The organism is Croceivirga thetidis (assembly GCF_012272815.1).
Lineage (GTDB): Bacteria > Bacteroidota > Bacteroidia > Flavobacteriales > Flavobacteriaceae > Croceivirga > Croceivirga thetidis.
This window is the reverse complement of sequence record NZ_JAAWWL010000002.1, coordinates 485899-506290: the sequence shown is the minus strand read 5'-3', so window position 1 is coordinate 506290 and position 20392 is coordinate 485899. Positions and strand designations below refer to the sequence as shown.

Here is a 20392-nt window from a genome sequence, read left to right as displayed (position 1 = left end):
TTTGTTTGGTTTATTTAATAGCCTTTACGACTTGATAGGACTTTTTTCAATTCTAAATTCAATCTTGTCTCCATCTTCACTGGTATACACATACGTTGTTCTATTGTCTTGATTGGTTTTAAACAATCTTTGATTTTCAAGAACAGTGACATTTTCACCTTCCTCAACAACCAACATAATATCTTCCTCACTACTTATCAGTGTGAAGTCGGTTCGCTCATTCGTTAAGTAACTGAACTCTATTTTTTCATCATATAAATTATCGGTGTCATTATCGATTTCTACTGTTTTTACCACCAGTTTTGGAGGATATATACGCTTTCGATTTACATCATTATTATTCTTATCAATCATAACCGCTTGTTTAACCGAAGTGGTAATTCTCACAGAGTTTTCTATAGTTTCTTCACCATTTTTCATAGTAAAGGTTTTCTCAGTGACCTCTGTTGTGCCTTCATTTGGTAATTCTTGTGCAGGTGCATTGATTGCTAAAAGCAACAATGTTACCGATATAACTAATTTTATTGTATTCATCTTTTTCATTTTAAAATTCAACTTCATTCTATATCTATTGATACCTTGATTTAGGCCTCAATCATCTTTTTCAATTTCTGGTTTTGTTTTCTATTCCATGCATCCAACATCCAACTACTTTTTTCTAGCTCACGAATGTAGGCTCCAATTAAATCAATGGTTCCTTCATCTTCTGCTTCTTCAGCTGTAGCCAATACTTTATTCATTTGCGCTATAAGGATGGCGTGATTGTTTATAATTTCACTGACCATTTGATTATCTAATAAAGTAGTCTCGTTTTCTTGGATGTTCGATTGCTTTAAATAATCGCTGTAATTGCTCATCGGATGATATCGCAAGGTTAAAATACGTTCAGCTATCTCATCAATTTTTCCTCTGGCATCCGTATACAATTCTTCGAATTTTTTATGCAAATCGAAAAAATTATCTCCCATGATGTTCCAATGAAAGTTTCTCAGATTTTGATAGTACAAATGGTAATCCGCCAATAATTGATTCAACTCTATTACCACATTGGACAATTTGTCCTCATTTAGATTTAAATAATTCATTCTTTTCATTTAAGATTCAACTTCATTTATGAATTATCACAACTTCAAATAATTGATTTTGAAATAATTACACTAATAAACTAAGGGAAATAGCGCTTTTGTCAAGGCCTTTAACGGCCTTTAACCCTTCTTTGCATTTGTTAACAGAATAGAATGTTAAAGCCAGCCTTTCTTCTTAAATAGAATTAACAGACCAATGCCAATAGCAATAAAGACACCCCAAAGAACAAAGTAACCGTTCTGATAGTGCAACTCTGGTATATACTCGAAATTCATCCCATAAATCCCGGCCAAAAAGGTCAGCGGAATAAAGATGGCCGCGATTACGGTCAGTACTTTCATTACTTCATTCATTTTGTTACTGACACTGGTCATATACATTTCCATAAGACTAGTAGACATCTCTCTATAAAGAGTTAAATCTTCATTGATTTCAATGCAATGGTCTAAAGTATCTTTTAGAAAGAGTTTGGTATCCTTTGAGATTAACTGATGTTCAGATTCGATAAGTCTATTTACTAAATCCTTAACTGGGAAAATCCATTTACGTATGCGCAAAATTTCTTTTTTTATCAACTGTATTCTTTTGGCAGTTTCTTCACTTGGCTTGTTGTATACCTCTTCTTCAAGTAATTCAAGTTTATCCTTTACTTCATCCAGAACGATATAGTAATGGTCAACAATTGCATCAAGCAAGGCAAAAAACAAATAGTCTGCACCTCTTGATCTAATTCTACCGAATTTTTGTTCAATCCGGTTGAGAACACCATCAAAAACATCTTCTTCCGTCTCTTGAAAAACCAGCACAGTTCCTTCAATTAGCACCATAGCCATATGTTCAACAACCAAAAGGTCTTCCTGGTTTAGATATAGCATCTTGAAAACCCCAAAAACATGGTCATCGAATTCTTCAATCTTTGGGCGCTGAAAGGTGTCCACAACGTCCTCTAATAAAAGGTTGTTGAAATTAAATGACTTTCCAATTCCATCAATAATATTTTCTTGAGCGAGCCCCACTACGTTGCAAAAGGAGGTCATTTCATTCGATATACTCTCTTTTAGCTTTAAAGGCCTTGGGTATTGAGTCTTTAAGCTATCATTTGTATACTCCAACAATGAAATCTTTGTGAGTTGCTCCTTTCTTCCACCAACATAGTTTATAGCTCCAGGAGCTTTACCCAACTTGGATTTTGCACGAAAAGCCTTTGGTAATTTAATTTTTTGGACCTTTTTTCTTGCCATAATAAATATTGTTGAAGCTTATTAAAAATAGATTTATTTAATATAACCCAAAACTGTAACAAAAGCCTTGTTTTGGTAGTCTTATGATACAACCATAAATCCGAGAACGTGAACAACCTTACCAAAACAGTACAGTTTGAGCGAATTTCAATAATCGATGCTTTGCGGGGCTTTGCGCTTGCTGGCATCGTTATTTGTCATGTAGTTGAAAATTATATTGGGGGAATGCCCTCAAATAGTTTCAATGAGTCGGTTCATCAAGGTGTAACTGACCATATTGTTGATAATTTCATTGGCATTTTATTGAGGGGCAAATTTATAGCCCTCTTTTCATTTTTATTTGGATTAAGTTTTTTCATTCAAATGGATAATGGTAGGAAAAGGGGCAATTATTTTGGTGGCCGGTTTTTTTGGCGATTAGTAATTCTATTTGCCATTGGTTATTTACACCACCTCTTCTATAGAGGCGATATCTTGACCATTTATGCATCTTTAGGACTGCTTTTAATCCCATTTTATAAAATGAATTCTAAATGGATATATATAGTAAGTATCCTACTTTTTTTGGGTTTAGGCAGATTTGTAGTCTTTGGACTCACCCATGGTGAAGGTGTTTTTAATTCACTTCCAACTGACGGTAATGCTTCTCAAGTTACCGCGTATTACGACATCTTAAAGAATGGAAGTATCAATGATGTATTTAGTTGGAATGCCACAACAGGACATCTTGAAAAGTTAGAATTTCAATACGGGATTTTCGGAAGAGCCTATTTCACATTTGCATTTTTTCTCTTGGGCCTTCTGGTTGGTAGGAACGGATTTTTTAATCGGTTTAGAGAGGACAAAAAAATAACCAAGAAGGTTTTGGCTTATAGTGCAATTGGCTTATTGGTCTCTATTGGCATAATGATAGGAGGATTCGCTAGTATGGGTCAAAATTTTAATATGAATAGTTGGAACGCCATGGTCGGATTTACAGGTATGGATTTGGCCAATGCATCAATGACCATAATGTATATTGTGTTTTTTACAATGTTGTTTCGCAAATCTAATTGGGAGAAACGATTACTGAAATTTGCCCCTTATGGTCGTATGGCACTAACCAATTACGTTTTACAAAGTATCATTTTTACATTTATACTATTTGGTTGGGGCCTTGGTTACATAGGAGAACTTAGACAGAGCTATACATTTTTGATTGCCATAGTTTTTATTGGGCTACAAATGTGGTTAAGCCGACTTTGGCTTAAACACTTTAACTATGGGCCATTGGAATGGTTATGGCGTAGTCTCACATTCTTTAGGATTTTTCCTTTTAAAAAATGAGCTTAGAGTCCACTTATGTAGCTACCATACAAATCTTTAAACCGAACACCATTTTGAAAACGGTATTTACTGAGTTTTTTGTTGGATACAAGTCCCCATAAAAGCAACTCTTTCAAGAAGTAATGGTCAGATTCTGCTATATCTCCCCCATACTCTCGAATTAATGAATTCAAAGGTGGAATTGAATCCAGTTTTTTCAAATAGGTTTCATCTGAATCTTCATCATAAAGTTCGAAACCATCAGAATCAAAAAACCAAGCAATTAACTCATCATAAGCTGTTGGTTCACCCTTCTTTTCTAACTTACTGATTTTTGGGAAGTAGTTTGGGAAGATATTTTTAATGGCCTCTTCCAGCAACGTTTCCGCAACAAAAGCGGCTCCCTCCTGCTCTCCCTCATACACCAGTTCTATCTTACCTGTAATTGATGGGATTACACCCATAAAGTCACTGACACGTATTTTGGTTTCATCCACACCAGAAAGCAACATTCGTCTTTCAGCAGCACTTAACAAGTTTTCAAATGCAGTAATGCTCATACGGGCACTTACACCGCTTTTGGCATCTACATATTCACTATTGCGTGCCTCGAAACCGATTTGTTCCAAAACATCCATTGCCAGATCAGGAACATAGATGTGTTCACTTTGTCTAGAATCCAATTGGGCTTCTTGTTTTGTGATTTTTTTTGCTGTTTCCAAGTCCTCAGGATAATGAGTTAAAATTTGAGAACCTATTCTATCCTTCAAAGGTGTGACGATACTTCCTCGATTGGTGTAATCTTCAGGGTTTGCAGTAAACACAAATTGAACATCCAGTGGCAATCGAAGTTTAAATCCTCGTATTTGAATATCACCTTCTTGAAGAATGTTGAATAGCGCTACTTGAATTCTAGCTTGCAAATCTGGAAGCTCGTTTATGACAAAAATGCAACGATTCGCCCTAGGAATCATTCCAAAATGAATTACACGGTCATCGGCATAACTTAATTTTAAATTCGCTGCTTTAATAGGGTCCACATCTCCGATTAAATCCGCCACCGTTACATCTGGAGTGGCCAATTTTTCATAAAATCGTTCATCACGGTGCAACCATGAAATCGGAGTGTCATCTCCTTTTTCAGCTAAAATTTCTTTCGCAAATCTAGACATGGGTTGATACGGGTCGTCATGTATTTCCGAACCCTCCACATAAGGAATATATTCGTCCAACAAATTGACCATCAAACGTGCCAATCGTGTTTTTGCCTGACCACGCAAACCTAACAAATTGATATTGTGTCTTGAAAGAATGGCTCGTTCCAGTTCTGGAATTACGGAGTTTTCATAACCCCAGATTCCAACAAACACGTTTTCACCAGCTTTTATTTTTTCACGCAGGTTATCACGCAATTCATCTTTGATGCTTTTGCTCTCATAGCCTGAATTCTTTAGTTCTCCTAAGGTTTTGATATTCTCTATTTTCATATTCAGCTTTTGCCATTTTGCAATTCGTGCAGAATTTTAGGGGTTATCAGTTTCTATTATCGTAGTAATGGCCCCCAATTACTTTATCCTTTTTTTTCTATTGTTTTCGTAATCTTCAAAAATCATTTCGCCCAGACCTTTTAATCCAGTGTAAAAAGCCTTACCCCTATTTGCTTGTGTAAATTCACGAATAAACTGCATTAAATAAGGGTCTTGGGCAATCATAAAAGTGGTTATTGGAATGTGCAACTTTCGCGCTTGGGAAGCCATATTATAACACTTCTCAATTATGTAATCATCTAGACCAACACTGTTCTTATAGTAATCTCCATTGGGCAAACGCAGACAACTTGGCTTACCGTCGGTAATCATGAAGATCTGCTTGTTGGTATTTCGCTTTCGTCGCAGCATATCCATTGCCAATTGTAGTCCAGCAACAGTATTTGTATGATACGGTCCCACTTTCAAATAAGGTAGTTCCTTTATTGAAATAGGCCAGGCATCGTTGCCGAACACTAGAATATCCAAAGTATCTTTCGGATAACGGGTGGTTATCAATTCTGCCAAGGCCATGGCAACTTTTTTAGCCGGCGTAATCCTGTCCTCACCGTAGAGAATCATGCTATGGCTGATGTCAATCATTAGCACAGTACTCATCTGGGCCTTAAATTCTGTATCCTCAACGACCAAATCTCCTTCGTCCAACGAGAAATTACCCACACCATGGTTGATTTGGGCATTTTTTAAACTTTCCGTCATTGAAATACGATCTAGGGCATCACCAAAGCGATATTCTCGAAACTCACCGGAATGCTCATCGCCTTGGCCTAACTTTCCGGTTTTGTGATTACCAGAACCACTTCGCTTTATTTTTCCAAAAATTTGATCTAAAGCTCGTTTACGAAGCATTTGTTCCAATTTGGCAGTGATGTTAATTTTTCCGCCGCGACCGTCACCTTCTTCACCAACTTCTCCAGCTTCACCCATTTCACCTCCACCATCTTCAAACTCTTCGCGTATATAGCCCTTGTTTTTTAAATCTTCGATAAAATCATCAATGGTGTAATCGTCGTCGGTCAACTCATATTCCTGGTCGAGTTGACGAAGCCAATCTATAGCCTCATCAAAATCTCCTGAAGTATGGGTAATCAATTCCTGGAAAATTTCAAATAATTTCTCGAAAGGGGAAATGTTCGGAGCTTCGTATGTGGTAAAACGAAATCCTTTTTTCAATTCCATAGCCATTTGTTAAAATTACGTCATTCTTTAAAGCGAAAAAATCTTTTAAGAAAAGTTAACGCATTGCAATATTTTTGAAAGGTGAATGCACTTCTAAACGGATTTTATGAAACCGCTCCTTTATGGAAAAATCAACAGTTTGGACTAAAACAGTTTGTTTTTCCCGAGGTTGATTTAAGTAATCCCGAACCATTTGAATTACCAACCAATCTTCGTCTTGGGCATCAGATGGAACATGTGTTCAAGCATTTGGTTTCTATATCTTCCACGCACGAGGTTATTTTTAGTAATCTTTTAATCGAAGAAGGCAAAATAAGGGTCGGAGAGCTGGATTTCATCTTAAAGGACGTATTGAACGGAATGCATCTTCATGTGGAATTGGCGTATAAATTCTACATTATCAATCCTGAAATTTCTGAGCCTATCTATCGTTTAATGGGCCCTAATAAACGGGATATGTTTTATACCAAATTGGACAAGCTTAAAGAAAAGCAGTTGCCCCTGCTCCATCACGAAAGTCTTCTTCCCTATTGGAAATCTCACGACATCAATCCTTTTGAGATTAATCAACAATGTTGTTTCAAAGCACAGCTTTTCGAACCCTATGTAAACAAAAGTTCGATTCGCCCACTGAATGGAGATTGTATCGTTGGCAATTGGGTTCGATTTGATGAATTCAATTCAAAAGAATTTGGCTTAGCTCAATTCTACATACCACATAAAACTGAATGGGTTTTGAAACCACATCAGGCTGTTGATTGGAAATCCCACTTTGAAATCCTAATGGAAGTCAATCTTCATATGATTAAAGAAAATTCTCCAATGCTTTGGATAAAGCATGCATCAGGGGAGATGACAAAGTTATTTGTTGTTTGGTGGTAGCGTTTCAGAACAATTTTACTGAGGTTGTTAAATTCAAAATGTGCATTTCAACCGATCAACAACAGTTTTGGATTGTTTGCCAACAAATATTTCAATTGATATAATATTCTGAATTTATTTGTAGTATAATTACTACTTATGTTTTCCCACAGGCCAAAATTTATATGTACATTAATACTATGCGTACTAGGCATATATGGCCCTCTATTCCCCCAATCAAACGCTGATTCAATTGAATTTAGGAAAATTTCTGAAGACATCTTTCAAGCCTCCCCAACCCAAATTTTTGAAGATTACGAAGGATTTTTATGGATAGGCACCCAAAACGGAGTGTTCAGATTTAACGGAACTTCTTTTAAAGCATTTAAAACCGGGGATGAAAATGCTCTGGGCCTTACGGATGGTTATGTTACAGAAATCTACGAAGACCATCTGCAAAATTTATATTTTGGAACACTCAATGGTTTGAATATCTATGACAGAAGGTTGGATATTGTCAAGCCCTATCCTTTCAAAAAACAAAGCACTTTTTTACAGGGAAAATATATTAAAGGCATTGTCAACACGGGTAAATACTTGTGGATGGGAACGCGTGAGAACGGTCTATATCGTTACAACGAGGAAACCGGAGAGACTAATGAAATTATTTTAAGCCAGCTCGGAAATAAAGAAAATATCAATGCGGTATTTAAAAATGCTCAAAACGAAAATCTTTTAGTAGTCGCACAGCATGCTATTTATGCTATAAAACCGACTGGGGTCGTTGAACAACTTTATAAAACCAACGAAACTATTGGTTCTGCCAAATTGGCCTTTAACTCTTCATTATACGCGGGAACTTGGTCAGGCAGCTTGATTACCTTACAATTGAATAATGATTTTGAATTGTTAAATGCGAAGTCTGAAAGTGTTTGTTTAGGGCATTCCATTTTAGCCATTGAAACCGATGAATTAGGCCAACTTTGGTTGGGAAGCGAAAACGCCGGTGTATGGATTAGGCACCGAGAAAAGGATGGTTTTCATAATTACAAGGCCGATTTCAAAACAGAAAAATCAATTTCAGGCAATTCCATTTGGTCATTACACAAAGGCACAAAAAATGTAATGTGGCTGGGTATATTTCAAAAAGGTCTAAACTTTGTAGATCCAAATTTTTTCAAGTTTACCAGCATTTCTCAAAACTATTTCAATGAAAACTCATTGAACAATAACATTGTACAATGTTTTTACGAGGACCCCAATGGTAATCTTTACATTGGAACAGATGGTGGTGGCCTCAATTACTGGGATAGAAATAAGAATTCATTTTCACATTTTAGTTTAAAGGAAAATACGTTACATACCAATGTGGTTTTAGCGATTCACGGTAGGGAAAATGGTGAATTGTGGCTTGGCTCATGGGCCAATGGTTTGGGAATTTTCAATAGCAAAACCGGCAAATATCAAGCATTAAATAGTCAAAATTCATTTCTGGCTTCAAATAACGTCTTTTCAGTTACCGAGGATCAAAAAAATAGAATATGGATCGGCACACTACATGGCGGAATTCAACTATATGATCCTTTGTCCAAAGCACATAAAACTTTTTCATTGGAGCATAGCAACGGAAAAGGATTGGTTACAACAATTGCCCGAATTTTGGTCGATTCAAAAAATCATGTTTGGGTAGGTTCCCAAACGGATGGATTATTCAAATTAATTGAAAAAGAACAAGATAAATGGACTATTGAGCATTACTGGAAAAATGGGAATAAAGAAATAAGCAACGACTATGTAAATGCTATTTTTCAAGATTCAAAAGAAAATATTTGGGTAGGCACTGCCTCTGGCCTGAATCGTTACCTCCCAAATGAAGATGCTTTTGAGCACATTCAATTAGAATTATTAAAAAATGAAGCTGTTAAAGGAATAGTTGAGGATGAGAATGGCTATTTGTGGCTAAGTACTGATCAGGGCATCCTTCGATTCGATGTTGCCACAAACCGTGTTTTGAGATACGACAAATCTGATGGTTTACAGGACGATAAATTCAATAAAAGTTCGGCCTATCGAACTATGCAAAATGAAATTCTTTTTGGTGGTAGTAACGGATTCAACATTTTTAAAACAACGCAAGCAAAAAAATCAGGTTATGAAGAAAAATTACTCCTCACTGGGTTGAGAATATTCAACAAAAAAGTCTTGCCAGATGATGAACACGAAATTCTAAATCGGACCATTAGGGAAACTGATTCAATTGTTCTCGACCACCACCATTCCGTATTTAACATTGAATTCAACACCCTCACCTATAGTCATCCTGAAAAAATAAACTTTGCCTTCTACTTAGATGGATTTGAATCGGAATGGAACTTTGTAGGGAATACCAAAAGTGCAACTTACACTAACCTTGACCCAGGCAATTACACATTTCGTCTCAGAGCTACAAATACAGATGGAATATGGGGTACTAATGAAAAACAATTACATGTAACGATTTTACCTCCATTTTGGCAGACGTGGTGGTTTAAAATGTTAGTGGGATTAGCAATAGTTCTTAGTGTATACCTTGCCTATTACATGCGTGTCAGAAATATGAAACGCTACCAAATTAAACTTGAGAAAACTATTGGAATTCGAACGCAAGAACTAAACCAAGAAAAACAAAAACTTTCTGAAGCGGCCTCTGAGCTTAAAAACAAAAACGAAGAAATTCAAAAGTTCGCTTATTCCATTTCACATGATTTAAAGGGTCCACTATCTGGAATTCAAGGACTAATGGATGTGATTTCAATCGAAACAGCTAATATAGATGTACCCAACCTCAAGAAATATTTAAACATGATTGGAACTTCATGTGAAACAATGCACGGTCTTATCGAAGACATTACCAAGGTCGCTAAATTGGGTGAGGTGGCCAACAAAATGGAAGTTCTTGATATGAATGAAGTAATGACACTAGCCCACAACTTTGTTCATGGCAAACAGAGTGTTGGAAATATTGAAATCAGAATCGTCAAAAACCTACCAAGTATAAAAGGAGACAAAAACAGAATGATTCAGATTTTCAGCAATTTAATGGATAATGCCATCAAATACATGGGGGACCAAGAACATCCAACAGTACTTGTAGAAACTAATGAAAGTAATGAACGCATCGAATTCATTGTAATTGATAATGGCTCCGGTATGGACGAAAAATCAATTCAAAAGCTTTTTGCCCCATTTGAAAGGTTCCATCCTAAAGTCAAGGGTACAGGCCTAGGACTTTATATGGTCAAAAAAATTGTAGAATCCCATAACGGTTCAATTCGAGCCGAATCAGAAGGGGTTGGTAAGGGAACCTCATTTATTGTATCCTTTCCTAAAATTGAGAAGAATTTACCAAAAAATAGGATTAAGAAATCTAACCAATTCGCAAAAGTGGACTAATAAAAAAGCCTCCCAAAAGAGAGGCTTCGACTATCAATCTACAATCAACCTAACGCTTAAAAATATAGCGCGTAATAAAAATTCCGTTCGCATCTCCTTTACCGCCAGCACTTTCAACTGCACTGGTCACAAAGGCCAACTCCCATCCTTCTTCAATCATGGTATTAATTTTTGAAGTTATTAGGGCATCATTGGCTGCAATATTTTGAAAACGGATGCCCCCAACATTGAAAAAGTTTAAAAGTTTGGTTTCTTCAAAATTCTTGACCCGAATGTCCTTTCTGCTAGATTTATTTCTGGTATTGTCTTCCTCGGTTTGAACACTAGTGTATTCTTGATAATCTTTGTCCTCATTTGCAGAAATGATTCGTGAACGACCCAATCCGCTCGGAACTATAGATTCTACGCTGGTAATTACTTTGTACTCTTGTGCATTAACACTAACTGTAGCAGTAATTGCAACAATTGCAGTAATAAAAAATTTTCTCATAAATAATATACTTTGTTTTTTGCAAAGACAGTTGGCATACGTTAAGGGTTGCATTGTAATGAACTTGCTTATCATTTTTAGGAACAGTTTAACAAGTAATCATTATGTCTGCTCCGATAATTTCTAAAAGAGAGGGCTATATGATGACAAAAGTGCCGAGCGCTAGCAACTCGACACCTTCACACATCAAACCTATCGGGGGTCGTTAAAATTCTAAATTACTTTGCATTGATGGTATCTTCCACAAATGTGTAGCTGGCGCGATCTACCTCTGACAATCGAAAGTATCCAAAGGCATAATTATCAGAATTTGTTTGATTTATGACATTGCCTTTAACAGTCACCGGCGTAGTTTCAAAAATGCCCACACCACCTATTTGGTCAATCAAAATACTGACGTAGTTATAATAGGCCCGCGAAATACCGAACATCTCAATATCTACGATATCACCTGCTTCAAAGGGACGTATATTGTCTTCATCTTCCGGTTCGAACCACCATTCAATTTCATTGCCATTTACAAATTCATCTTCAGCATATTCTAACATTGGTAATAAATCACCTTGGCGTTGAAATTTAAATAAGTAATTGTCTCCTTCAGTTTCCGGGTCGGTAAAAACCACATTAACTTCCAACAGATCTAATTCAAAACCTTCTTCACGAGATTGAAAAATATCTGTGATGTTTGTAACTGAGGTCATGGTTTCCTGGGCAGTATAGACTTCGCCATTGTATTCTATCCTGAGGGAATAGGATTGCCCTAAGACTGGTTGAAAACTGTTCGTCTGGTATGCACCATTATTCTGGTCTATGAAGGTAAAACGGTTGCCATTACTATCATCGGTGACAGTAACTGAGGCTCCGGTCACATCAATGATATTATCCTCATCAAAGAAAGGAGTGGATTGTCGCAAGCGAATAGTCTGTACATTGCCACTAGTCCCTTTCTCCCAATCGAGGGAAGCTTCGACTACCAAACGTTCCGGTCCTTCTTGCACGGTCACATCCACTACATCTGTACAGGAGGTAAGTGCTGCTAAAATCAATATCGGAATGTATTTTACTATTGTTCTCATTTCTTAAAATTTAAAGTTGTAGGTAAATGAAGGGAGTATGCCAAATATGGCGGTTCGGGTGGCTTCATTAGCTCCAGTTTCCAAATTCTGTCCGAAGGAAATAGAAGCTGCGTTTTTTCGATGATACAAGTTGTATACACTCAGCACCCACTCTCCTTTAAAGCGTTTGTTCTGGTACTTTTTTGGACTAAAAGTGATGGAGGCATCCACTCTATGATAGGCCGGTAAACGGTCTGAATTTCGAGGTGCATAGCTTGCGATGGACAGGTCCTCATAGCGATACTGCCCATTCGGATAGGTCACCGGACGCCCTGTTTGAAAAACCAAATTTGAACCAAAACTCCACTGGTCGTTCAGTTTATAGGCCGCAGTCAGTGAGATATCGTGCGTGCGGTCAAAAAAGGTGTTGTACCAATCCCCATTGTTGATGCCGGGGCCGCCAGCAGCACCGCCAGGAGTACGTTGTTCGGATTTGGAAAGCGTATAGGCCAGCCAACCTGTTAAAGCTCCTTCGTTTTTACGTAATAAGAATTCCAGTCCATAAGCACGCATTTCACCATTCAGAATTTCGGTTTCGATGGTATTTTGCCCAATAAGCTCAGAACCATCGATATAGTCAATGCGGTTGTCCACCGTTTTGTAGTAAGCCTCTACCTCCAATGAATATTCCTTGTCCAGAAAATTGCGAAAGTAGCCCAAGGCATACTGATTCGATACTTGTGGTTCGATAAACGAGCCACTGGGGGTCCAAACATCAAGCGGAGTAACTGAAGAGGTATTGCTCAACAAATGAATGTACTGTGCTGCTCTTGAGAATCCGGCCTTAACCGAAGAATCCTCGTTCAAAAGGTAGGCCAAGGAAATTCGGGGTTCAAAGTTGTCGTAAGTGTGGATGGATTCACTTCGGGCAAAATCGGTTTCCCCAATCGCTACCCCGCGTTCATAAATGCCCAAAGCTGAATTGTATACAACAGGCAATCCATTCTCATATTGGGTAATCGGTTGGCCACCCAGTCGAGAGAAGGTACTATAGCGCAAGCCATATTGAGCTGTTAGTCTATCAGTAAGCTTATGTTCCGCATTAAGGTATACCCCACCCTCCAAGGCTCTTTTTTGGTCTAGCGAAAAGGGATTAATAGGAGATGTTTCTGAAGTTGGCGCTATTTGTCCTGGATCAAAATCGTAGTAGATGCCATTTACCCCAAAATCCAAAGAGAATTTATCATTGAGGTAGTACTTCATATCGTATTTCAGGTTGTAATTGGTGATTGAGGAAACCCACTCGAAATCATCTTGGTCAAAATTGAGGTCGTAATCATAGCGACTGTATATAGCAGAAAGGTTGGAAAACAAACGGTCGTTAAAAATATGGTTCCAACGTAGGTTGCCTGAACCATTGCCGTAGCTGTTTTCAAAGATTCCAGCAAAATCAAAAGCATCACGACCAAAATACCCACTCAAAAAAAGCTTGTTGTTTCGGTTTATACGATAATTGGTCTTCAGGTTGAGATCATAAAAAGAAACCCGATTGTCCTCCCCCGCAGCAGCCAAAATAAAATCAACATAGGAGCGACGACCTGCAATCAAAAAAGAACCTTTATCCCCAAAAACGGGACCTTCGGCGGTCAAACGACTTGAAATCAAACCAATACCGCCAGTAAGTGCATAGTTTTTTCGATTCCCATCTTTTTGGCGTATATCGAGTACCGAAGACACCCGACCCCCAAAACGTGCGGGAATTCCCCCTTTGTAGAGTTTTACATCTTTGATGGCATCGGCATTAAAGACCGAAAAAAAGCCAAACATATGCGAGGTATTGTAAATAATGGCCTCATCGAGCAAGACCAGGTTTTGGTCCTGTGCGCCGCCACGAACATGAAAACCTCCTGTTCCCTCGCCATTGTTGGTCACCCCCGGTAAGAGCTGTAAACTCTTGAGCACATCAACCTCGCCCAAGACCACTGGAGTTTGCTTGATGGTGGACACATTCATTTTTACCACGCTCATCTCAGGTTTTCTTAGAATGGCACGTTCGGGTTCTTCTGCAGTAATTACCACTTCTTGGAGTTCGGTGGAGAATTCTGCAATCTCCACATCACGTTTGATGTCTTGATTGAGATTGATTTTGATGTTGACATCGGTATAGCCCATATAGGAGATATTCAACACATACTCCCCTTCTGGGGCAGTGATGGAATAAAACCCATACTCGTTAGTAATACCCCCAATGGTCGTGCCCATCAGGAAAACGGAAGCTCCGAAAAGGGTCTCGCCGTTACTTTTATCGGTAATGGTTCCGCTAATGGTGTGGCTTTCTTGACCAAAGGTCAACATACAGCCCAAAAAAAAGAGCCACAGCAACCAAATTGTAGTTTTGATTGCCGGACTCACAGCTTTTTTATTGTTCATTTTTTGATTTTTGATGGTTGTTAAACATTTTATACCACCAGAGACAAATCAAAAAGAGAGGGGTTGCATTAATTCAAAAAAAAGTATTCGAAAATTTACTGCTCCAAATACGCCCAAGTAAAATTGGGGTGATGGCCATTGGCCCGCACCATTTTCACCCAAAGTAGCGTCATATGTTCCAAATGCAAGGCCTGTGAAAGGTTGCCAGTATCCAAAGTTTCAAAACCCAAATCGGTATTTAGGGTTTCAATTTGTTTTTTGGCGTCTTCATCATCGCCCGCTGTAAGCATTACCGGTTTCACATTATAGTTAGGAAAACTAGGGTTTTCAAGATTTTCAAACCCGTAAATCGTGTAGGCTTTGACGACCTGGGCGGTTGGGGCCCATTCCTGAATCTTTTCGGCTCCTGAGATTTTGCTTTCTAATCCGTGTGAGATACCCGGTCCAACTGGGTTAGTGCAGTCAACCAGTGTTTTGCTATTAAAATCTAACGAATTTAGAATAGTCTCAGCTGCCATAAATGGCGTTGCTAAAAAGACGATATCCACTGTGTTGATGGCTTCCTGTATGGGCAGAGCCGTAAAGTAGGGGTTTCGTTTTTGGGCTCCCACTACGCTTTCGCTGTGGATATTGTTATGGGCTACAATCACTTCATGCCCTTTTTGATGAAAGTTGTTGGCCAAGGCAAAGCCTACCTTGCCAATACCAATGAATGCTAATTTCATTTAATAGAAAAATTGTTCGTGTTGTACTTTTCCCTTTTTAACCTTGTAAAGAATTAGTTCATCCATGGTAGAGGGTTCTTGTTCTTTAAAGGTCAACTCAACTTTGAGTCGTATCGCTATAAACTTGTCGGTTACCAATGCGTCACTTACCGTAATACCGTGCCAAGCCTCTACACTATTCCTAAACTGTTCGCCCTTCTTTAAAATGGCTTCTAAACCGTGTACCTTAGGAATATTGGATGATAACGGTTCTTTGCTGACGGCGTCTTCAGAAAATAACGTTTTCTGCGCTTCTTCAAATTTTCCTTTTCTTAATAGATCGACTAATTGGTCTGCAATTTCTTGTATACTCATTACTAGGTGTTTTTAAGAAAATTAAATTGACAATTGTTGCACAACCATTTTTGCTGCTGCGGTGCCTGAGTTCTGTTGTTGTCCCGTAATCAAATTGCCATCTTGTATGGCATACGAACTAAATGGTGCAGCCACTTTAAAGTTGGTGTTGGATAATTTTTGTGCCTCTTCTTCTATCCAATACGGTTGGATTTTTTGACCGACCGCTTGGTCAGCAAACTCTTCTTCGGCATTGGCAAAACCTGTCCATGTTTTACCATCCACGAGTAGATTGCCATCACTCTTTTCAGCCTCTAATAGCAGGGTTGTAGAGTGGCAGACAGCGGCACTGGGCTTACCTGATTCATAGAAGTCGGTGAACAATTTTTCCAAATCATTATTGCCTCGAAAGGTATACATTGGACCTTGGCCACCTACCAAGAAAATGGCATCATATTCTAGAGCATTGACATCGCTAAGCTTTTTGGTGTTTTCCAAGATTTCGTTGAACCAATCCAGTTGCATATATCCCAAGGAAATAACATCATGAGCGGAGTATCCACTTGCATCGGTTGGATTTGAATACCCATCCATTTCGATTTTGCCACCTTCGGTGGAAGCGATTTCCACTTCATATCCCGCCTCTTGAAAAACATGTAAGGGATGGGTCAATTCTGCTGCCCAAAATCCAATGAGCCAACCCGTTTGTTCTGAAAGGGCTGGACTACTGGCCACCATTAGGATTTTACCTTTTAAGGGCATGCCATGGGCATGCACGTATTCTTGAACTTCTTGTATTGAACTTGACATTTATTGTTGTTTTAATTGTGATAACAAAGTTGAATGATTAACTTACTTTAGTCAATATACTTACCCAATAGAGCGATACTAACTTTTTAGAAAGTATATTGAAAAACAAATAGTTATGCCAGATTTTATCTATAACAACAAGGTCTATTATAATCCGGTTGAATTTGCCATGGACCGCATTGGGGGTACTTGGAAGATGCCGATACTTTGGCGTTTAAAGGAACGTATTTTCCGTTTTGGGGAGCTTAAAAAAGACATTCCGCATATCACCGATAAGATGTTGACCAGTCAATTACGGCAATTGGAGGCTGAAGGATTTATCCATAGAAAAGTCTATCCCGTTGTTCCACCCAAAGTGGAATACTCTATTACTGAAAAGGGAAAAACGGCCATACCTATTATTGAAACCATTCGAGATTATGGATTGACCCTTATGGAACTTGAGGGAATTCAACATGATATGAAGTAAGCAATGGAAGAATTGATTTCTTATCTTTAAAGCACCTCCTAACAAACACCTTCCATAATGAAAACAACCACCTTTCTCACTTTTGTTGGCGACCAATGTGGCAAGGCCAAGGAAGCCATAGATCTATACATATCAGTCTTTCCCAATTCTGAGTGGAAAAAAACCATAGCCTATACCGAAGGTGAAGGTGGTGGCACCCCAGAGCTCATCAAGTTTGGCATTTTCACCTTAAATGGAACGGAATATATGGTCTCTGAGAGCAATTATGATCATGCTTGGAGCTTTAGTCCAGCTGTTTCGATTTATATTGAATCAGATTCAGAGGCTGAATTAGTAGGTTATTTTGACAAGCTTTCAGGAAACGGTGGAATGGTCATGGTACCGTTTGACAGCTACGAAGAGGGTGACTATGGGTTTGGTAAAAAATACGGCTGGTGCCAAGATTCGTATGGCATTAATTGGCAATTTTTACTTTCTGAATGAAACACTAAAAATAACACTACAGATGAAAAAACAATCAATCACCCTTTTCCTGGGATTACTCCTAATTACGATTTCCAATGCCCAAAGCAATACTCAAATGACAGACTCATCTAATGAAAACAAGGCCAAGGGAGAATTGCTGACCTTTTTGACCTTTCAAAAAGAAGATGCAGAACAGGCAATGAATTTTTACGTCAGCCTATTTGACAATTCCAAAGTGATTGACATAGAACGCTGGGGTCCTGGTATGCCTTCAAAAGAAGGCACCATTAAGTACGCAACTTTTCAGTTAAATGGCAGCCTTTACATGTGCAGTGACAGCCCACCAATACACGAATGGGACTTTACCCCTGCGGTTTCGAATTTTGTGAATTGTTCGGATGAGGCTGAACTTGAGTCTTTGTTCGATAGACTTGCCGAGAACGGAACAGTGCTTATGCCCTTGAACAACTATGGCTTTAGTCAAAAATTTGGGTTTGTCACAGACCAATTCGGTGTCTCTTGGCAATTGAATTTAAAATAGATTAGAAAAATCATGGGCATTGTTAGTACCACAAAGCTAGTCGTAAATAAAAATAACCTTCAAAAGACCAAAGTGTTGGAGGAAACCTATTCTGATGAATTGGCTCCCAACCAAGTTCTATTTGAAGTTGATACCTTCTCATTAACCTCCAACAACATCACCTATGGCGTACTCGGAGAGCAATTGAAGTATTGGCAATTCTTTCCAGCAGAAGAAGGTTATGGTATTATTCCAGTATGGGGCTTTGCAGATGTGGTAGTTTCAAATCACCCAGAGGTAAAAGTAGGTCAGCGATTTTATGGCTACTATCCCATGGGTACACACCTATTAGTCACAGCTGGCAGGGTTAGCCCCTTTGGATTTTCAGATAAAACACCACATCGCGAAGGGCTGGCATCGGTCTATAATTTTTATTCCTATACTGCGAACGACCCTTCATTTACCTCAGAAACTGAAGCATTGAATGCCCTTTTCAGGCCCTTGTTCACCACTTCTTTTTTGATTGATTATCATTTGGTAGATGAAAACTTCTTTAATGCAACCCAAATCGTAATTACAAGTGCTTCAAGTAAAACAGCACAAGCCTTGGCATTTCTATTGGCTGAACGAAAAAAACAGCACAGATTAAATATCAATATTGTAGGATTAACCTCTAATACCAATTTAGATTTTGTCAAGAACTTGGGTTGGTATGACAAAGTATTACCTTATGATAATCTTGACCAACTAAATACCAATGAAACCTTTGTAGTAGTTGACTTTACGGGTAATCACAATACACAATACCAACTGCAGACCACATTGGGTGAAAGCCTTGTTTACAATTGTCTGGTTGGTCTTGTTGATTGGCAAAATCTTAAAGGTGAAAAGCCATTACCCAAAAAAGGGGCTATATTCTTCGCTCCAAACCATGCTGCTAAACGACAACAAGAACTAGGTGTTGCTGGTTTTCAACAAAAGATCGGGATAGCTTGGCAACAGTTTATTAATACCATTGGTTCGTCTTTGAGCGTTAAAGAACATCATGGAGCCCAAGAATTGGAAAGCGTTTATAAATCAATGCTCAATGGAAAAATAGACCCACAAGAGGGTCATATGGTGCGTTTGCAATAGTGTGCGCCTATTGCCACTCAGCCTTTGCGGCCTTTAAATCCGTTTGAAATACAGGATTTGACCACATAGCAGTGAGCATTGCATGAGCCAATACACGGGCAGCTTCTTCATCACTTGGATAGTGAATTCCCATTACTTCTCGTGACTCTCCTATTTCATAGGCCAAGTCTAAAAACTGTTCGCGTTTATCAGGTAATAGCTCGCTCCAAGTAAATGCTTGAATATAGGCCCAAAGGGTATGACCACTTGCAAAAGAAGGCGAACCCATAATTTGTAGGGGTTCCAATTTGGGTTCCAAAACATAAGGCCGAGATCGTAACAAATGATACTTTACGGTGAACTCCATAATTCGCATATCAGTGGTAACCCCTTGCATTAATTTGAAGGTTGCCGGATAATTAACTGCTGTACAACTTCCACCAAGCACTTCCCTACACTCAAACATTAGGTTTTCAATATTTTGGGCATAGCCCTTATGGTCTTTTTTGACATTGATATGTGGCCAGTACCCTATAGGTGCTAGAACTTTTGAAGTACGATGGATTTGTTCTGGAGTTCGCTTTTCTTGCCACTCCAATAGGAAATCAAGCTCTGCCCTCGTCTGATTTGAACTGTTGGCTGGAAAATCCATACTTCTTTTTAGTTCATCAATTTGTGCCTTGGTCAAATAAGCTGGAATCATTAAAGTGTATGACAAGGCTACTGAATTGTATTGGTCGGGAGTAAAAGAGAGCTCATCTAGGGTGCTTCGCAAAGAGTTGGGAGCTGCATCAAGCTTTTGCAAGTCAAAATAATGGTTTTTAGTCGGTTCCAATGGATGGAGTGTTTGTGAATTGATGTATCCACTAACAAGAAGAATAAAAAGGAGTGATGATTTTTGCATGATTAGGTTTATTATAGTTTTATCATATCGTTTATTTACGATATACGAATTTATCAAATTTGTGCAACGGAGAAAGTGTTTTGGCTGATTATTATAATCCTCCTAATATGGAAACTTTGGAAGTATACTCTTGTAACAGTTTATAATTCAATCCGTAGTGGGTGAACTTTTCATGCTGCTTAGTAAGAAAGAGCCGTGCTTCCTTCAAAATCTTCACATGTTGTGAAATGGTGGACTGGGAATACTGAAACAGTTCTACCAAATCCTTGTTACACGTAACATTGTCGACCCCTTTCCCTTTGTTTTTTTCTGCAAGATAACGTACCAAGGCAACCCTTACTGGATGTGCCAGGGCATTAGCAATTTTGGCCAGCTCATAATCCGTTTCATTAATGTAATCACTGGATACTTCGGTACGAATACGCAT

General features: G+C 38.4%; 20 protein-coding genes. 7 read left to right on the top strand and 13 right to left on the bottom strand.

Annotation, left to right across the window (positions count from 1 at the left end; translation table 11 throughout):
* Positions 1-24 precede the first annotated feature (24 nt).
* The 3 genes from HCU67_RS09985 to corA all read right to left on the bottom strand — a co-directional run bounded on the left by HCU67_RS09985 (position 25) and on the right by corA (position 2327).
* Entirely contained in the window at positions 25-534 is a 510-nt protein-coding gene (locus HCU67_RS09985; protein ID WP_168552484.1) for a hypothetical protein, read from the bottom strand.
* 50 nt (positions 535-584) lie between these two features.
* A complete protein-coding gene (locus HCU67_RS09980) occupies positions 585-1085 on the bottom strand; it encodes a Dps family protein (RefSeq protein WP_168552483.1) in 501 nt (166 codons plus the stop codon).
* 156 nt (positions 1086-1241) lie between these two features.
* Positions 1242-2327: a magnesium/cobalt transporter CorA gene (corA, locus tag HCU67_RS09975; protein WP_168552482.1), complete on the bottom strand. Its 1086-nt coding sequence runs from the start codon at positions 2325-2327 to the stop codon at positions 1242-1244.
* A gap of 108 nt (positions 2328-2435) precedes the next feature.
* On the opposite strand from corA, the gene HCU67_RS09970 reads away from it, so the two are divergent.
* A complete protein-coding gene (locus tag HCU67_RS09970; RefSeq protein ID WP_168552481.1) occupies positions 2436-3653 on the top strand; it encodes a DUF418 domain-containing protein in 1218 nt (405 codons plus the stop codon).
* A 2-nt stretch (positions 3654-3655) separates the two neighbouring features.
* Here HCU67_RS09970 and HCU67_RS09965 read toward each other — a convergent pair whose 3' ends face one another.
* Both HCU67_RS09965 and HCU67_RS09960 read right to left on the bottom strand, forming a co-directional pair.
* Positions 3656-5119, bottom strand: coding sequence for a MoxR family ATPase (locus HCU67_RS09965; RefSeq protein ID WP_168552480.1), 1464 nt, complete (start codon positions 5117-5119; stop codon positions 3656-3658).
* Positions 5120-5197: 78 nt separating this feature from the next.
* Positions 5198-6364 carry a vWA domain-containing protein gene (locus tag HCU67_RS09960; RefSeq protein WP_168552479.1) on the bottom strand — a complete coding sequence of 389 codons (1167 nt, stop codon included), beginning with the start codon at positions 6362-6364 and terminating at the stop codon, positions 5198-5200.
* A 75-nt stretch (positions 6365-6439) separates the two neighbouring features.
* Here HCU67_RS09960 and HCU67_RS09955 point away from each other — a divergent pair, with 75 nt between their 5' ends.
* Both HCU67_RS09955 and HCU67_RS09950 read left to right on the top strand, forming a co-directional pair.
* The gene (locus HCU67_RS09955) at positions 6440-7240 is read left to right on the top strand and encodes a DUF1853 family protein (RefSeq protein ID WP_168552478.1); all 801 of its coding nucleotides are present in this window, start codon (positions 6440-6442) and stop codon (positions 7238-7240) included.
* A gap of 138 nt (positions 7241-7378) precedes the next feature.
* Positions 7379-10651 (top strand): sensor histidine kinase, encoded by a 3273-nt coding sequence (locus HCU67_RS09950; protein WP_168552477.1) that lies wholly within the window; start codon positions 7379-7381, stop codon positions 10649-10651.
* A 49-nt stretch (positions 10652-10700) separates the two neighbouring features.
* On the opposite strand, the gene HCU67_RS09945 is transcribed toward HCU67_RS09950, so the two are convergent.
* The 6 genes from HCU67_RS09945 to HCU67_RS09920 all read right to left on the bottom strand — a co-directional run bounded on the left by HCU67_RS09945 (position 10701) and on the right by HCU67_RS09920 (position 16494).
* Complete coding sequence (locus tag HCU67_RS09945; protein ID WP_168552476.1) at positions 10701-11141, bottom strand: hypothetical protein; 441 nt, start codon at positions 11139-11141, stop codon at positions 10701-10703.
* 218 nt (positions 11142-11359) lie between these two features.
* The gene (locus HCU67_RS09940) at positions 11360-12217 is read right to left on the bottom strand and encodes a DUF4249 family protein (protein ID WP_168552475.1); all 858 of its coding nucleotides are present in this window, start codon (positions 12215-12217) and stop codon (positions 11360-11362) included.
* A gap of 3 nt (positions 12218-12220) precedes the next feature.
* Positions 12221-14626 carry a TonB-dependent receptor gene (locus tag HCU67_RS09935; RefSeq protein ID WP_168552474.1) on the bottom strand — a complete coding sequence of 802 codons (2406 nt, stop codon included), beginning with the start codon at positions 14624-14626 and terminating at the stop codon, positions 12221-12223.
* Positions 14627-14721: 95 nt separating this feature from the next.
* Positions 14722-15351 carry an NADPH-dependent F420 reductase gene (locus tag HCU67_RS09930; protein ID WP_168552473.1) on the bottom strand — a complete coding sequence of 210 codons (630 nt, stop codon included), beginning with the start codon at positions 15349-15351 and terminating at the stop codon, positions 14722-14724.
* The gene (locus HCU67_RS09925) at positions 15352-15705 is read right to left on the bottom strand and encodes a SnoaL-like domain-containing protein (RefSeq protein ID WP_168552472.1); all 354 of its coding nucleotides are present in this window, start codon (positions 15703-15705) and stop codon (positions 15352-15354) included.
* Between the two features lie 21 nt (positions 15706-15726).
* Positions 15727-16494 (bottom strand): type 1 glutamine amidotransferase domain-containing protein, encoded by a 768-nt coding sequence (locus HCU67_RS09920; RefSeq protein WP_168552471.1) that lies wholly within the window; start codon positions 16492-16494, stop codon positions 15727-15729.
* Between the two features lie 115 nt (positions 16495-16609).
* On the opposite strand from HCU67_RS09920, the gene HCU67_RS09915 reads away from it, so the two are divergent.
* From HCU67_RS09915 to HCU67_RS09900, 4 genes are read left to right on the top strand one after another with little or no spacing between them, the layout of a single operon-like run.
* Positions 16610-16963 (top strand): winged helix-turn-helix transcriptional regulator, encoded by a 354-nt coding sequence (locus tag HCU67_RS09915; RefSeq protein WP_168552470.1) that lies wholly within the window; start codon positions 16610-16612, stop codon positions 16961-16963.
* A gap of 57 nt (positions 16964-17020) precedes the next feature.
* On the top strand, positions 17021-17446 hold the full coding sequence (locus tag HCU67_RS09910; protein ID WP_168552469.1) for a VOC family protein: 426 nt from the start codon (positions 17021-17023) through the stop codon (positions 17444-17446).
* Between the two features lie 22 nt (positions 17447-17468).
* Positions 17469-17969 (top strand): VOC family protein, encoded by a 501-nt coding sequence (locus HCU67_RS09905; RefSeq protein WP_246865756.1) that lies wholly within the window; start codon positions 17469-17471, stop codon positions 17967-17969.
* Between the two features lie 12 nt (positions 17970-17981).
* Positions 17982-19082, top strand: coding sequence for a DUF2855 family protein (locus tag HCU67_RS09900; protein ID WP_168552468.1), 1101 nt, complete (start codon positions 17982-17984; stop codon positions 19080-19082).
* Between the two features lie 7 nt (positions 19083-19089).
* Here HCU67_RS09900 and HCU67_RS09895 read toward each other — a convergent pair whose 3' ends face one another.
* Both HCU67_RS09895 and HCU67_RS09890 read right to left on the bottom strand, forming a co-directional pair.
* Positions 19090-19965: a phosphatase PAP2 family protein gene (locus HCU67_RS09895; protein WP_168552467.1), complete on the bottom strand. Its 876-nt coding sequence runs from the start codon at positions 19963-19965 to the stop codon at positions 19090-19092.
* Between the two features lie 91 nt (positions 19966-20056).
* Positions 20057-20392, bottom strand: a complete 336-nt coding sequence (locus HCU67_RS09890; protein WP_168552466.1) for an ArsR/SmtB family transcription factor — start codon at positions 20390-20392, stop codon at positions 20057-20059.